Origin of the sequence: Janthinobacterium sp. 35 (assembly GCF_002754575.1) — a bacterium.
In the GTDB taxonomy this organism is placed as follows: domain Bacteria; phylum Pseudomonadota; class Gammaproteobacteria; order Burkholderiales; family Burkholderiaceae_D; genus Janthinobacterium; species Janthinobacterium tructae.
This window is the reverse complement of the sequence record NZ_PEFN01000001.1, coordinates 5,672,767-5,687,150: the sequence shown is the minus strand read 5'-3', so window position 1 is coordinate 5,687,150 and position 14,384 is coordinate 5,672,767. Positions and strand designations below refer to the sequence as shown.

The window sequence follows — 14,384 nt, the reverse complement described above, 5'->3', positions numbered from 1 at the left end:
CAGGCTCAGTACACTGGATCAATACTGCTTGATGCATAGTTTTGTCATGGTAAGACCAAGGAGGCATGTCCTTGTTGACCGTTCTCATGGCGACCTACAATGGCGCCGGCACTTTGCCCCAGGTATTGCGCGCCTACATGGCGCTGCGTTCGCCCGTGGGCGGCTGGCGCCTGGTTATCGCCGACAATGGCAGCACGGATGCCACGGCCCAGGTGATCGCCGCCTTTCGCGGCCGCTTGCCCTTGAGCTATCTCTACGTGGCGCGGCGCGGCCGCAGTCCCGCCCTGAATGGGGCCGTCGAGCACGCCTTGCGCTCAAACGGCGATGGCAGCGAGCTGTTCGTCTTTGGCGACGACGATGCCATGCCCGCATCCGACTGGCTGTGCCGGCTGCAGGACTGCGCGCGTGCCCACCCCGGCTACGCCCTGTTCGGCGGCGCCATCGTGCCCGCCTGGCGGGAAAAGCCGGCCGACTGGCTGCTGCGCCTGACGCCTGTCGGCTTGACGTGGGGCATTACCAGCCCCGATTTGCGCGACGCGCCCATCTATCCGGGCCTGGTGTGGGGCGCCAACATGGCGATACGCCGCCGCATCTTCGAGGCGGGCGCCCGCTATGACGAAAGCATCGGCCCGCAGGGAGCCAATTACGCCATGGGCAGCGAAACCCGGCTCAACCTGGAGATGCATGCGGCCGGCAATCCTTCCTGGTTCTGTCCGCAGGCCAGGGTGGCGCACATCATCCGCCCACAGCAAGTGCAGCGCGCCTGGATACTGCGCCGCGCCATGCTGTTTGGCCGGGGTCAATGCCGGCTGGCGACCTTCGCGCCCAGCGTGGAATGGCTGGGTGTGCCGCGCTGGATGCTGGGCCGATACGTGCGCGAGTCGCTCGGCGCCGTGCGGGCCTGGCTGCGGCGCGACCATGCCGAGCTGTTCCTGCGCCAGTGGGAACGCGCCTGGCTGCGCGGCTTCTTCCATGAAACGTGGCGCGGACGTAGAAAACGCCTGCCGCGCATCGTCATCAGCAGTTATTCGGGCGAGCTGGGCGGCATGGAGCTGCGCATGGCGCAAGAGGCGCAGATGCTGGGCGCGAGCGGCTATGACAGCGTGCTGGCGCTGCGGCGCTTTCCCGGTTTTGCTGCCTGGGCGCAAGACTTGCGCGCAAGGCAGATGCAAGTGCGCGTGTACGAGCCGCCCTTGTTTCTCGAGCACTGGGCTTGGCGCCGCTGGAATTGGCTGCGCGCCAGAGTCACGGGCGCGTGGCGGCTGCGGCGGCTGCGGCCAGATCTCGTCCACGTGGCCTTTTGCTGGACGGCATATGGCGCTTCCATCCTGTGGCTGGCGCGGCAATGCCGCTTGCCGGCCGTGATCAGCGTGCACAACGCGTTTCCCCTGGAAACCTTCAGCGACTGGCAGCGGCCTCGGCTGGAAGAGGCGTTTCGCAGCGTCAAAGGCGTGTATGCCGTGTCGGACTCGGCCATGCGGCATTTCCTCGACCTGTACCGCGACATGCTGGCGCCGCAAACGCGGCTGGCCGTGATTCCCAACGGCGTCGATACGGACACCTTTACTGTTTCGCCCGAACGGAGAATACAGGCGCGCAAGCAACTGGGGCTGCCGCCGGACTCGCTGGTGCTCGGCTGCGTGGCGCGACTCTCCGCGCAAAAGCGTCCGCAAGCGCTGCTGGCCCTGTTCGCCAGGCTGGCGCCGCAGTTCCCCAACTTATATTTGGTGCTGGTGGGCACGGGGCCGCTGGAAGCCATGCTCCGGCTGCAGGCGCAGCAATCGGGTTTGCAGGAGCGCGTGGTGTTTGCCGGCTTCCAGCAGCGCGTCGAGCTGTTGATGCCGGCCTTCGACCTGCACGTGCTGCTGAGTAAAAACGAGGGTTTCGGCATCGCCACGATTGAGGCCATGGCCTGCGGCGTGCCGGCGGTGGGGACGGATGTGCCGGGCACCCGCGATATCCTGCACGATAGTGAAGGCGGCTTGCTGCTGCCGCTCGACGACGAGCATGCCGCCTGCGCGGCCGTGGCCCAGTTGCTGGTTGATGCGCCCCGGCGCGCCCGCATGGGACGGCTGGCGCGCGAGGAAACCGTGCAGCGCTATTCGATGCCGCGCCTGGAACGCCAGTTGCGGCAGTTCTATGCGGGCCTCGTGTAGGCGCGGGCGGCCCGCATGAGCGCCACCCGCCATTCGTTTCTGTTTTCGTTTGCCGAGAAATACACGGTGCTGCTGCTGGGCATCATCGCCACCATGGTGCTGTCGCGCCTGCTGACGCCGGCCGAGGTGGGCGTGTATTCGCTGGGTGCCGTGCTGGTGGCGCTGGCGCAAGTGGTGCGCGATTTTGGCGTGGGGCAATACCTGATCCAGGAAAAGCAGCTCGATGCCGTGAAACTGCGCGCCGCACTGGCCACCAGCCTGCTCGTCGCCTGGCTGCTGGCGGGCCTGGTGCTGCTGGCCAGTGCGCCGCTCGCGCATTTCTATGGCGAACCGCGGCTGACCCTGGTACTGCGGCTGCTGTCGGTCAATTTCCTGCTGATACCGTTCAGCGCCTTGACGCTGCCCATGTTGCGCCGGCAACTGCGCTTTCGCGCCATTTACGCCATCAATGGGGCCAATAGCGTGGTCAACCTGCTGGTGGCCGTGCTGCTGGCGCTGCGGGGCTACAGTTACATGAGCATGGTATGGGCGGCGCTGGCCGGTTCCTGCGCCTCGCTGGCAGTCAGCCTGCTGGTGCGGCCGCGGGAACTGCCGTGGCTGCCGGGACGGCGCGGCATCGGCGATATCGCCCGTTTTGGTGCGTATGCGACGGGTGGCGGCCTGGTTGACGAGGCGGGCGTGGCGGCGCCGGACCTGATCATCGGCAAGCTGATTGGCATTGAAAGCCTGGCCCTGTTCGGCAAGGCGCAAAGCGTACTCAATATCTTCAACCAAGCCATCACCAGCGCGATTTCTCCCGTGGTGTTTCCCCTGTTTGCGGCGCGCGCGCGCGAAGGTCGAGAGCAAGGGGGGCAGGGCGGGGCGGAGCTCGTGTATCTGCGCACGATCAGCTACATGACGGCGCTGGCCTGGCCGTTTTTTCTCTTCCTCGCCTGCATGGCTTTGCCCCTGGTCAAGGTGTTGTATGGCACGCAATGGCTAGGATGTGTGCCCTTGATCCGCATCATGTGCCTGTCCTCGGCCGTGTATAGCATGTTCAGCATGGCCCGCTACCTGTTCGTGGCGACGGGCCAGCTGCATGCGCAGGTGCGGCTCGATGCCTGCGCTGGCGCAATCAAAGTGGCGCTGCTGCTGGCTGCGGCGCCATTCGGCCTGGTGGCCGTGGCCTGGGCCGTGGTGCTCAGCAGTGTTCTGCGCAGCTGGCTGGTGTATGGCTGTCTGCGGCGCTTGAGCGCACTCGACTGGCGCACCCTGGCGCGGGCCGTGCGCAAAAGCCTGCTGCTCTGCGGTCTCAGCGGCGTGGCGCCCCTCGCTGCGCTGCTGTGGCTGCCTGTTGATACGCCGGCGCTGCTGGCGCTGACGGGCACGGCACTGGTCACCTTGCTGTGCTGGCTGGCCGGTCTGTTCCTGTTGAAACATGAACTGGCCGGCGAATTCTTGTTGTTACAACGCAAGTTGGCTGGCCGCTGGCTGGCAGTCAAATGCACGAAAGGATGACCATGCGTGTCGGTATCTTGTCCTACCCGATGCTGTTCCAGCGCGACGGCGGCTTGCAGATCCAGGTACGCGAAACCATTGCCGCGCTGAACCGGCTGCCCCAGCAAGCTGCGCGGCCCCTGGAAGTGCAACTGGTCGACGCCAACCATCAGCGGCTGGCCGATTTCGACGTGCTGCACGTGTTCTCGGCCAGCAATGGCACTTACCGCATCATGGAAATGGCCAGTGAGCAAGGCGTGCCCGTGGTGCTGTCGCCGCTGCTGTCGCCGGGCTGGGGCCGTGCCAGCGCCTGGCGCGCGCGGTTGGCCGACCGGCTGGCAGGGCGCCTGACGGAGTGGATGGTGCAAACGAGCTATGCGCAAACACGGCGCGCCCTGCAACTGGCCGACGTGGTGATCGCCCTGGGCGAGGCTGAGCGCGATGCCATCGTGCAAGGTTTCGGCATGCAGGCCGACGCCATTCGCGTCTTGCCGAACGGGATCAATCCGCATTTCTTCACGGCCAATGGCGACTTGTTCCTGCGCGAAACAGGCATTGCCGGGCCGTTCGTGCTGATGACGGGCAGTATTTCACCGTATAAAAACCAGCTGGGGCTGGCGCAGGCACTGGCAGGGGCCGGCTTGCCCCTGGTGCTGATCGGCGCCGCGCCGCGCGAACAGCAGGCATATCTGCAGCAGTTGCTGGACTTGCCGCACGTCAGCTGGCTCGGCGCGCTCGAGCACACCGACCCGCTGCTGGCCAGCGCCTACCATGCGGCGGCCGTGGCAGCCCTGCCCAGCCAGGGCGAAGTGTTTCCCTTGAGCGTGCTGGAAGCGCTGGCGGCCGGCACGCCCGTCGTCATGACGGCGCAAAGCGCGCTGGACTTGCCCGATTCCGCGTTCGCGCTGCGCAAGGTGGCCTGGGACGATGGCCCCGCGCAGCGCCAGGCCATCCTCGACTTGCTGGCGTTGCCGCCCGAGCGCGCCCGCGTGCAAGCGCTGGTGGAACGTTTTACGTGGGAGCGGGTGGCGGCGCAGATTGCCGAGTGTTATTACCTGCTGCAGTCCTTGCCTGCCAGGAGGCAGCATGCTGTTTAATTCCTTCGCCTTCCTGTTCGGCTATCTGCCCATCGTGCTGGCCGGCTATTTTCTGCTGGACCGATTGACGTCCTCGGCCAGCTGGCGCCTGGCGCCAGCCTTGTGGCTGGCGCTCGCCTCGCTGTTCTTCTATGCCTGGTGGGACGTGCGCTACCTGCCGCTGCTGCTGGCGTCGATCTGCGTCAATTACGGCGCCGGCCGCCTGATCGGTGCGCGCGCGGGCGCGGCCCGCAAGCGCGCGCTGGTGGCGGCCCTGGTCTTGAATCTGGGGCTGCTTGCCTACTATAAATATGCGAATTTCTTCATCGATAGCGTCAACGCCGTCGCCGTGGCCGCCGGTGCTGGCGCTGGCGCTGGCAGCCTGCCGTGGTCCGGCCTCGACATCATCCTGCCGATCGGCATTTCGTTCTTTACCTTCACGCAGATCGCCTTCCTCGTCGATTGCTACCGGAGCGAGGTGCGCGAATACCGCTTCATTCATTACGTGCTGTTCGTCAGCTATTTCCCCCATTTGATCGCCGGCCCCGTGCTGCACCACCGCGACATGATGCCGCAGTTCGCCGACCCGGCCAACGCCCATCCACGCGCCGCCAATTTCGCCATCGGCCTGTCGATCTTTACCATCGGGCTGGCCAAAAAAGTGCTGATCGCCGACAACCTGTCGCCGCTGGCCATGCCCGTCTTCGCGGCTGGGGCTACACCCACCCTGATCGAGGCGTGGATCGGCGTGCTGGCCTACACCTTCCAGCTGTACTTCGACTTTTCCGGCTATTCGGACATGGCCATCGGCCTGTCGCGCCTGTTCGGCGTGAAATTGCCGTTGAACTTCAATTCGCCGTACAAGGCGGCCAATATCGCCGATTTCTGGCGCCGCTGGCACATGACCTTGTCGCGTTTCCTGCGTGATTACTTATATATTCCCCTGGGCGGCAGCCGCCATGGCGAAGCCATGCGCTACCGCAACCTGATGCTGACCATGCTGCTGGGCGGCCTGTGGCATGGCGCCGGCTGGACCTTTGTCATCTGGGGCGGCTTGCACGGTCTGTATCTGGTGCTGCAGCAGGCGTGGCAACGGCTCTTCGGCGCGGCGCGGGGGTACTACTGGCTGCGCTGGTGGCCAACCGTATTGACCTTTCTTGCCGTGATGCTGGCCTGGATCTTCTTCCGCGCGCCCGACGTGGCCACGGCCTGGGACATCAGCGGCGCGCTGGTGGGGGCGAATGGCGTGAGCCTGCCGCGCGGCCTGGCCAGCCATGCGGCCGGTCTGGCGCAGTGGGGCTTGCATCCGGCCTTCGATGGCATCCGCTGGATCGAACTGGCGGGCCCCGGCTTGCCCGTGCTGCTGGGCGCCATGTTGCTGGCGTTCAAGGCGCCCAACACGCAAGAAATATTCTTTCTCTACGAGCCCGCCATTGAAAGAATATTTCAACCTTCAGGGCGCTGGGCCTTCAGCTGGCGCCCCACGCGCCGCTGGAGCGTGGGCTTTGCCGCGCTGTTCGTCGCCTGCATCTTCGGCATGAACCGGGTCACCGAATTTCTCTATTTCCAGTTCTGAGCATGGACACTGCCGGTCGCCGCTATCTTGTCTGCTTCCTCGCCTGCGTCGGCCTGGTGCTCGGCGCCATCTCGTTCATGAATTACCAGGTCGATCCCTACCTGCTGCACCAGTGGGACAGTCCCTTGCTGCAGCGTCCGCGCCAGCTGAACGAAAAGCTCGGCGCCTGGGCCAAGACCTATGCCGTGGCGCGCTACCGGCCGGCCATCATCTACATCGGCAATTCGCGCACGGAAATGGGTTTGCCGACGCGCGTGCGTGCCTTGTTCGACGGCAAGAGGATCTTCAACAGCGCCGTGTCCGGGGCCTCGATCGGCGACGCCATCCGCCTGGCCGAGCATGCGGCCAGGGTCAGCCGCGTCGAGACCATGGTGTGGGGCATCGATGCGCCCACTTTTTCCCTGGACATGGGCGCGGCGCGCGTGGAAGACAGCCTGACGGGCGCCCGCCACGGCTTTTTCATCCAGCGCGCCCTGGTCAACCTGAAGCGCGGCCTGACCCTGGACATGACGCAGGACAGCGTGCGCATCCTGACAGGCCATGCCGGCGATACCTGCCGCTCCAACCTGGCCGTGTACGGGCAGCGCGACGAGACGTGCACCCTCAAGGGCATCGAGCACTGGCTCGGTACCAAGGATGCCATTCCCGTGCGGTTGCAGGAATTCGGCGACGGCCTGGGGCCGACACCGCCGTCGACACCAGCGCTCGACGCCAGTATCGGCAAGCTGTGCCGGAGCGGCACGCGCCTGCGCCTGTACATCAACCCCACGCATGCGCTGACCTTGTACGCGCTGCACTGGCGCGGCAAGTGGGATGCCATGCAGGCCTGGCAACGCGCCCTGGTGCAGCTCGTCGAGCGCCACCGCGCGCAGGGCTGCGATGTGCGCCTGCATGATTTTTCCGGCTTTAACAGCATCACGACGGAAGCGACCCCGCTCGTCAGCGGCAAGCCCGACATGCATTATTACTGGGAAGTGTCGCATTACCGGGACAATGTTGGCCGCTTGATCCTTGCGCGGTTGTTCGGCGGCGGCACGCCGGCGCCGGCCGATTTCGGCGTGGAGCTGACGCAGGCCAACATCGACGACCACCAGGCGGCCACGCGCGCCGCGCGCGAGCGCTATCGCGTGGAACATGCGCGCGAGGTGGCCTATGCGCAGCGGGTGCTGGACGGACCGCTGATCCGGCGTTGATGCAAAGCCCCACAAATACGCCATTTTTCACCTTCCAATGCTGACCATGGACACCACCGCCCGCCGCTACCTCGCCATCTTTCTTGCCTGCGTGCTGGCCGCGCTGGCCCTCGTTTCGGCCGTGAATTATCACGTCGATCCGTACTTGCTGCACCAGTGGGACAGTCCGCTGCTGCAGCGATTGCGCCCGACGACGGAAAAACTCAGCGTGTGGGGCAAGACGTATGCCGTGGCGCGCTATCGGCCCGCCATCGTGTATATCGGCAACTCGCGCACGGAAATGGGCTTGCCGGCGAACAGTGCGCGCACTTTGTTCGAAGGCAAGAGCGTCTTCAATAGCGCCGTCTCGGGCGCCTCCATCGGCGAAGCCATGCGCCTGGCCGAGCACGCGGCCAGGGTCAGCCATGTCGACACCATGGTGTGGGGCATCGACGCCCCCTCGTTCTCGCTGGAACTGGGCTCGGCCGGCGTGGAACCGGGCTTGACGGCCGGCGGCCCCGCGTTCTTCGCGCGGCGCGCCTTGCTCAATCTCAAGCGCGGCCTGACTGTCGACATGACGCGCGACACCTGGCGCATCCTCAACGGCAACTATGACGGCGTCTGCCTGTCCAGCCTGGCGCTGCACGGCCAGCGCGACGAGTCCTGCCTCACCAGCCGCAACCGTACTTGGACTGGCACGGCGCGCGCCTTCACGCCGCGCCTGCAGGAATTCGGCGATGGCCTGGGGCCGACCGAACCTGCGCTGCGCGCCTTCGACGCGAGCGTCGGCAAACTGTGCCGGGGCGGCACGCGCTTGCGCCTGTACATCAACCCCACGCATGCGCTCACCCTCGACGCCCTGTACTGGCGCGGCAAGTGGGATGCCATGGAAGCATGGCAGCGCGACCTGACGCGGATGGCCGGGCGTTACCGGCGCCAGGGCTGCGACGTGCGCCTGGTGGATTTTTCGGGCTTTAACAGCATCACCAGCGAAGCTATCCCGCAAGTGACGGGCGCGCGCGAGATGCGCTATTACTGGGAAGCATCGCACTACCGCGACAATGTGGGCCGCTTCATCCTGGCGCGCCTGTTCGGCGGCCCCGAGCAGCCGCCGGCCGACTTCGGCGTCGAGCTGACGGAAAACGGCATCGCGGCTCACCAGGCGGCCACGCGCGCCGCGCGCGAGCGCTACCACCTGCAGCACGCCGAGGAAACGGCGTATCTGCGCCACGTGCTGACCTTGCCCCGCGAAGCCAAATAGGCGATCAACGGTGCCAGGCGTACAAGGCGTACAGCGTGGGGCAGGGCGCTTGCGCTATGATGCTGTTTTGCCATTCAGCAAGTTCCAGGACTCACCATGAAAATCGCCTTCTTTGCCAGCCAGCCCTACGACCGCCGTTTCTTCGATGAAGCCTTGCCATCCCAACCCGAGCCGGACAGCATCGAACTGGTCTACCACAGTGCCTTGCTGAGCCAGGAAACCGCGATCCTGGCGCAAGGCGCCGAGGCCGTCTGCGTCTTCGTCAACGACGTGCTCGACGCGCCCGTGCTGGAAGCCCTGCACGGCTATGGCGTGCGCGCCATCCTGCTGCGCTGCGCCGGCTACAACAACCTCGACCTGGAAGCGGCCAGGCGCCTTGGCTTTTTTGTCGCCCGCGTGCCCGCGTATTCGCCGGAAGCCGTGGCCGAATACACGCTGGCCCTGGTGCAAACGCTGAACCGCCACACGCACCGCGCGTATGCCCGCGTGCGCGAAGGCAATTTCTCGCTCGATGGCTTGCTGGGCTCTACCTTGCACGGCAAGACCGTGGGCATCGTCGGCACGGGCAAGATTGGCCTGGCCACGGCGCGCATTTTTAAAGGTTTCGGCTGCACGGTACTGGGCCACGACCCGTATCCGGCGCCCGCGTTCGCGCAGCTGGGCACGATGGTGGAACTGCCGCAGCTGCTGGCCGAATCCGACATCGTCTCCCTGCATTGCCCCCTGATGGAGAGCACGCGCCACATGATCAGCGAAGCGACCTTGCCGCTGATGAAGAAGGGCGCCATGCTGGTCAACACCTCGCGCGGCGGCCTGATCGACACGGGCGCCGTCATCGAAGCGCTCAAATCGCGCCAGCTGGGTTCCCTGGCCATCGATGTGTACGAGCAGGAAAGCAATCTGTTCTTCCAGGACCGCTCGTCCGACATCATCGACGACGACATCTTCCAGCGCCTGATGACCTTCCCGAACGTGCTCGTGACGGGCCACCAGGGCTTCTTCACCATCGAAGCGCTGCGCGAGATCGCCGCCATCACCTATCACAACCTGCAATGCTTCCTGCAGGGCAAAGCGTGTGAAAACAGCGTATTAGCTGGCTGAGGCCGGTTTTCTGGGCTTGGGCGGCGGCTTGGGTTTCGGCAGCGGCAAGGCGTCCGCCGTGCGCCGCGCCAGCTGACTGAGCCACTCACGCTCGTCCCACAGGCCGCCATCGATGAGGAAATACGGCTTGGCTTGCGGATAGGGCGGCGCCTCCTGCGGCGTGCTCATCGTACTGATCCAGGCGCGGCCCGCGTCCGTCGGCTTGATGAACAGCTGGTCGTCGGCGACGATGGCGAACATCTTGCCGTCGCAATACAGGCCATATTCGCCAAACATTTTTTTCGCGTTGATGCTGCCCGCGCCCGCCAGTTGATCGAGCAAAAAATCCACCGTGCCTTGCTGTGATGCCATGTTGTCCTCCGTTTGAAACAGCAGTGTAGCGCACTGGTCAGGAGTCGCCGGCAAGGCTACACTACATCTATTGATTTTTTCGCATGACGTATTTTTCTATGACACCCGAGCCTATTATTCACCGCGGCATCAGCATCGCCACCCTGGCCGCCGGCCAGTCCGTCGAAACCCATTGTGCGCCGGGCCAGACCGCCATCCGCGAGCAGGCCGATGGCTGGTGGCTGTACTTTGTCGACGAAGACGGCAAGGTCGACAGCTATGACAGCCCGTTCGCCAGCCACGCCGAGGCGCTGTGGGCGGCCAAGGCCGCAGCCGAGTTCAGCGCGCAATGAAGGCCGGTCCATGGGCCTTCCTGGGCTTGCCACAAGCGCCCGTGCCGGAAGAGGAAAGCGCGGACTACGGCGCCTGCCGCGCCGAACTGCACGGCAAGCGGCTGGTCTTGCGCGTGGCCAAAACCACGCCGACGAAAACCGGCCAGTTCGTCACCGTCTGGAAGCGTCCCCATCCCGATGCCGAGATCGCCCCGCTCGATGAAGCGGACCCCGTCGATATCGTCATCATCGCCGTGGACGACGGCGCGCAGCACGGCTTTTTCATTTTTCCGCGCAGCGTGCTGCTCGAACGCGGCGTGATGTCGCGCGCGGGCAGCGGCGGCAAGCGCGCGCTGCGCGTGTATCCGCCGTGGTGCCTGCCAGAATCTACCCAGGCCCTGCGCACGCAGCGCTGGCAGGTGGAGTGGTTTGTGGCGGCGGGGGACCAGCCGCGGCTGGATAGATTGTTTTATTAAGGAAACAAATGATTTGTATGAAAATTGATAAGTCTGTGTTGATGTTGTGTCTGGGCGTAGCGCTCTGGCCGCTGGCGGTGGTCGCGGCGCCGCCCGATCCGGGCGCCGACGCGTGGCGCGCGCAATTCGCGCGCGAAGTCGATCATCGGCTGGAGGTGCCAGCGGCCGACCAGGCGCGCTATGTGGCGCTGTTGAAACAAGCGTTGGCCGATGCCAATGTCACCGATACGTCAGCACAGACTGTGCTGCTGGTGGACCGCAGCCCGCAAGTACAGGCCGCCTTTGTGATCTTGCATACAGAGCAAGATGCATGGTCGTTCATCGGTGCCACGGCCGTCTCGACGGGCAAGGTGGGAAGCTATAATCATTTCTTGACGCCGTTGGGAGTGTTTCCACATACCCTGGAAAATCCCGACTTTCGCTCCGAAGGCACGCTCAACGACAATCACATTCGTGGCTATGGACGGCGCGGCATGCGCGTCTTCGATTTTGGTTGGCAACAGGCACAGCGCGGCTGGGGCACGGGCGCCATCAGCCAGATGCGCTTGCAAATGCACGCCACCGATCCGGATGTGCTGGAAGCTCGCTTGGGCAATGTTGCTTCCGAGGGCTGCATCCGCATTCCAGCCACATTGAATGTTTTTCTCGATTCACACGGTTTGCTCGATGCAGTCTATGAACAAGCCGTCAAGGACGGCCGCCATTTGTGGGTGCTCAAAGCGGATCGCGATATCATTGAATGGCCGGGGCAGTATATGGTTATCGTCGATTCGCTGACGCAAGTGCGGCCTGCATGGTCGCCCGCGCCCAAACCCTAGTGCTGCAATCACGACTAGCCACAACACGCTGCCTCTCAGGAAAAGGATGAATGCCATGTTGGAGCCGCAGGGTAGTGAAGGGCTGACAGCCGCGCAGGCCGCGCAGCGCTTGCTGGAAAACGGGCCGAATGCCTTGCCCGCCTCGCGTCCCTTGAGTGCCGGGCGCCTGCTGCTCGATGTCGTTTCCGAACCGATGTTCTTGCTGCTGGTCGCCTGCGGCATCATTTATCTGCTGCTGGGCGACCGGAATGAAGCGCTGATGCTGCTGGGCTTTGTCTGCATCGTCATGGGCATCACTTTTTTTCAACGCAGGCGCACGGAACGCTCGCTGAACGCGTTAAGCGACCTGTCCTGTCCGCGCGCCCTGGTGATACGCGACGGGAAACAGCAGCGCATCGCTGGCAGGGACCTGGTACTGGGCGACCTGGTGCTGCTGGCCGAGGGCGACCGCGTGCCCGCCGATATGGAACTGCTCAGCGCATCGAATTTGACGGCCGACGAGTCCATGCTCACGGGTGAGTCCGTGCCGGTCATCAAGCATGGCGCCTCCGATGCCGGCGGCAGTCCGGACAGTCTGGTGTATTCCGGCACCCTGATCACGCAAGGCACGGCCAGCGGCCTGGTGGTCGCCACCGGCCCGCACAGCGCGCTTGGCCGCATCGGCGCCTCGCTGGCCACCATGGGGAGCGAGCTGACGCCGATTCAACGGGAAACGCGGCGCGTCGTCAGGCATGTCGCCATCGGCGGCTTGTGTCTCGCCGCCGGCCTGGCATTGGCGTATTGGTGGCTGCGCGGCGACGCCTTGCAAGGACTGCTGGCAGGTCTCACGCTGGCCATGGCGATCCTGCCTGAAGAATTGCCGGTGATACTGACGCTTTTCTTGGGCTTGGGCGCCTGGCGCCTGGGGCGCGAAAGCATCCTGGCGCGCAGCATACCTGCGATCGAATTGCTCGGTGCGACGACGGTGCTGTGCGTCGACAAAACGGGTACGCTGACGGCCAACCGCATGGACGTGGCCCGGCTCTGCTCGGAGACCTCCGCCCACGATTGTCAGGGCAATCCCGCCGCTGCCTTGCAGGAAGAGCTGCACGGCTTGCTCGAATATGCCGTCCTGGCCAGCCACAGGCGCGCGTTTGATCCGATGGAGTCGGCCATCGGCCAGACCGGCGCCCGCTTGCTGGCCAATACGGAGCACCTGCATGCCGACTGGCAGCTGATCGACGATTATCCGCTGTCGCGGCAGATGCTGGCCATGTCGCGGGTGTGGCAATCGCCGGACCGTTCCGAGTTCCTGGTGGCGGCCAAGGGGGCGCCCGAGGCCATCATCGATCTGTGCCATCTGGCACCAAAGCGCGCCGCCGCCATCGCGGCCCAGGTGCAGGCCATGGCGAACGACGGTTTGCGCGTGATCGGCGTCGCGCGCGCCACGTTTGCCGCGCCGCCCCTGCCTGACAACCAGCACGTCTTTGATTTTGAATTCCTGGGCTTGCTTGGATTGCATGACCCGGTACGCCCGGAAGTGCCCGATGCGGTGGCGCAATGTCACGCGGCGGGGATACGCGTGGTGATGATCACGGGCGACCATCCCGCCACGGCGCTGGCGATCGCGCGGCAGGCCGGTATCGCCGGCGCGGCCAGCGGTGTGATGTCCGGCATGGACCTGGCCGCGCTGGACGACACGGCACTGCAAGCGCGCCTGGCCGATACCGACGTCTTTTGCCGCATCGCGCCGGAACAGAAGTTGCGCCTGGTGCAAGCTTTTCGCAGCCGTGGCGATATCGTCGCCATGACCGGCGACGGCGTCAACGACGCGCCCGCATTGAAGGCGGCCAACATCGGCGTGGCCATGGGCGCCCGTGGCACCGACGTCGCGCGCGAGGCGGCAGCGCTGGTATTGCTCAAGGATGATTTTTCTTCGCTGCTGCTGGCGGTGCAACATGGCCGCCGCCTGTTTGCCAATCTGCGCAAGGCCATCGTCTTCATCGTCGCGGTGCATGTACCCATCGTTGGCCTGTCCATCCTGCCCGTGCTGCTGGGCTGGCCCATGCTCCTGATGCCCGTGCACATACTGTTTTTGCAAATGGTGATCGACCCCGCCTGCTCGATCGTGTTCGAGGCCGAGCCGATCGAAGCCGATGCCATGACGAGCAAGCCGAGAAGGCCGGACATGCATCTGTTCGACCGTGAAATACTGCTGCGCGGCTTGCTGCAGGGGGCAGGGCTGTTGGCCATGCTGGTCGGCTTCCACGTGCTGGTGCGCTGGGCCGGCCATTCCGACGAAGTGGCGCGCACGACGACCTTCCTCAGCCTGGTGCTGTCGAACCTGGGACTGATCTATGTCAACCGCCAATGGACTCAGCCGTCATGGAGAAGGGGGATCAAGTCGAACCGGGCGTTCGCCTGGATCAGCCTGGCGGCCTCGCTGTTGCTGTTGCTGGTGCTGGGCGTGGCGCCCATCCGCGAGTTGTTTGCCTTCGCGCTGCCGGACATGGCGCTGCTGACGCAGTGCGCCTTCGTCGCCGTGCTCGGCATCATCTGGTTCGAATGCGTCAAGTGGGCGCTATCGGCATGGCGATGGCTGCGCCGCGCGGCGCTGGCGCAGTGATGCAC

Annotated in this window: 12 protein-coding genes; 11 read left to right on the top strand and 1 reads right to left on the bottom strand. The window is 64.9% G+C overall.

All coding sequences use genetic code 11. The annotated features are described in order from the left end of the window. Positions 1 to 71 precede the first annotated feature (71 nt). From CLU93_RS25335 to CLU93_RS25305, 7 genes are all read left to right on the top strand, one after another. Positions 72 to 2,156 carry a glycosyltransferase gene (locus CLU93_RS25335; protein WP_257225095.1) on the top strand — a complete coding sequence of 695 codons (2,085 nt, stop codon included), beginning with the start codon at positions 72 to 74 and terminating at the stop codon, positions 2,154 to 2,156. Between the two features lie 15 nt (positions 2,157 to 2,171). After that, positions 2,172 to 3,653 carry a lipopolysaccharide biosynthesis protein gene (locus tag CLU93_RS25330; protein ID WP_099763861.1) on the top strand — a complete coding sequence of 494 codons (1,482 nt, stop codon included), beginning with the start codon at positions 2,172 to 2,174 and terminating at the stop codon, positions 3,651 to 3,653. Between the two features lie 2 nt (positions 3,654 to 3,655). Further along, positions 3,656 to 4,729, top strand: a complete 1,074-nt coding sequence (locus tag CLU93_RS25325; protein WP_257225094.1) for a glycosyltransferase family 4 protein — start codon at positions 3,656 to 3,658, stop codon at positions 4,727 to 4,729. Next, positions 4,719 to 6,284 carry an MBOAT family O-acyltransferase gene (locus CLU93_RS25320; protein WP_099763859.1) on the top strand — a complete coding sequence of 522 codons (1,566 nt, stop codon included), beginning with the start codon at positions 4,719 to 4,721 and terminating at the stop codon, positions 6,282 to 6,284. Before CLU93_RS25325 ends, CLU93_RS25320 begins: the two co-directional genes overlap by 11 nt. A gap of 2 nt (positions 6,285 to 6,286) precedes the next feature. Beyond that, a complete protein-coding gene (locus CLU93_RS25315) occupies positions 6,287 to 7,477 on the top strand; it encodes a hypothetical protein (protein ID WP_099763858.1) in 1,191 nt (396 codons plus the stop codon). A 46-nt stretch (positions 7,478 to 7,523) separates the two neighbouring features. Beyond that, positions 7,524 to 8,717, top strand: a complete 1,194-nt coding sequence (locus CLU93_RS25310; RefSeq protein ID WP_099764595.1) for a hypothetical protein — start codon at positions 7,524 to 7,526, stop codon at positions 8,715 to 8,717. A gap of 96 nt (positions 8,718 to 8,813) precedes the next feature. Then, complete coding sequence (locus CLU93_RS25305) at positions 8,814 to 9,818, top strand: 2-hydroxyacid dehydrogenase (protein WP_099763857.1); 1,005 nt, start codon at positions 8,814 to 8,816, stop codon at positions 9,816 to 9,818. Here CLU93_RS25305 and CLU93_RS25300 read toward each other — a convergent pair. Further along, on the bottom strand, positions 9,807 to 10,169 hold the full coding sequence (locus tag CLU93_RS25300; protein ID WP_099763856.1) for a TfoX/Sxy family protein: 363 nt from the start codon (positions 10,167 to 10,169) through the stop codon (positions 9,807 to 9,809). The genes CLU93_RS25305 and CLU93_RS25300 overlap by 12 nt on opposite strands. Positions 10,170 to 10,252: 83 nt before the next feature. Here CLU93_RS25300 and CLU93_RS25295 point away from each other — a divergent pair, with 83 nt between their 5' ends. The 4 genes from CLU93_RS25295 to CLU93_RS25280 are packed head-to-tail and all read left to right on the top strand — an operon-like array spanning position 10,253 to position 14,379. Further along, the gene (locus CLU93_RS25295; protein ID WP_257225093.1) at positions 10,253 to 10,501 is read left to right on the top strand and encodes a hypothetical protein; all 249 of its coding nucleotides are present in this window, start codon (positions 10,253 to 10,255) and stop codon (positions 10,499 to 10,501) included. Next, positions 10,498 to 10,956 (top strand): MepB family protein, encoded by a 459-nt coding sequence (locus CLU93_RS25290; protein ID WP_099763855.1) that lies wholly within the window; start codon positions 10,498 to 10,500, stop codon positions 10,954 to 10,956. The genes CLU93_RS25295 and CLU93_RS25290 overlap by 4 nt, the downstream gene beginning before the upstream one ends. Before the next feature lie 17 nt (positions 10,957 to 10,973). Beyond that, entirely contained in the window at positions 10,974 to 11,774 is an 801-nt protein-coding gene (locus CLU93_RS25285) for a L,D-transpeptidase (protein ID WP_143451812.1), read from the top strand. A gap of 55 nt (positions 11,775 to 11,829) precedes the next feature. Further along, positions 11,830 to 14,379: a cation-translocating P-type ATPase gene (locus CLU93_RS25280; RefSeq protein WP_441326504.1), complete on the top strand. Its 2,550-nt coding sequence runs from the start codon at positions 11,830 to 11,832 to the stop codon at positions 14,377 to 14,379. The last annotated feature ends 5 nt before the right edge of the window (positions 14,380 to 14,384 follow it).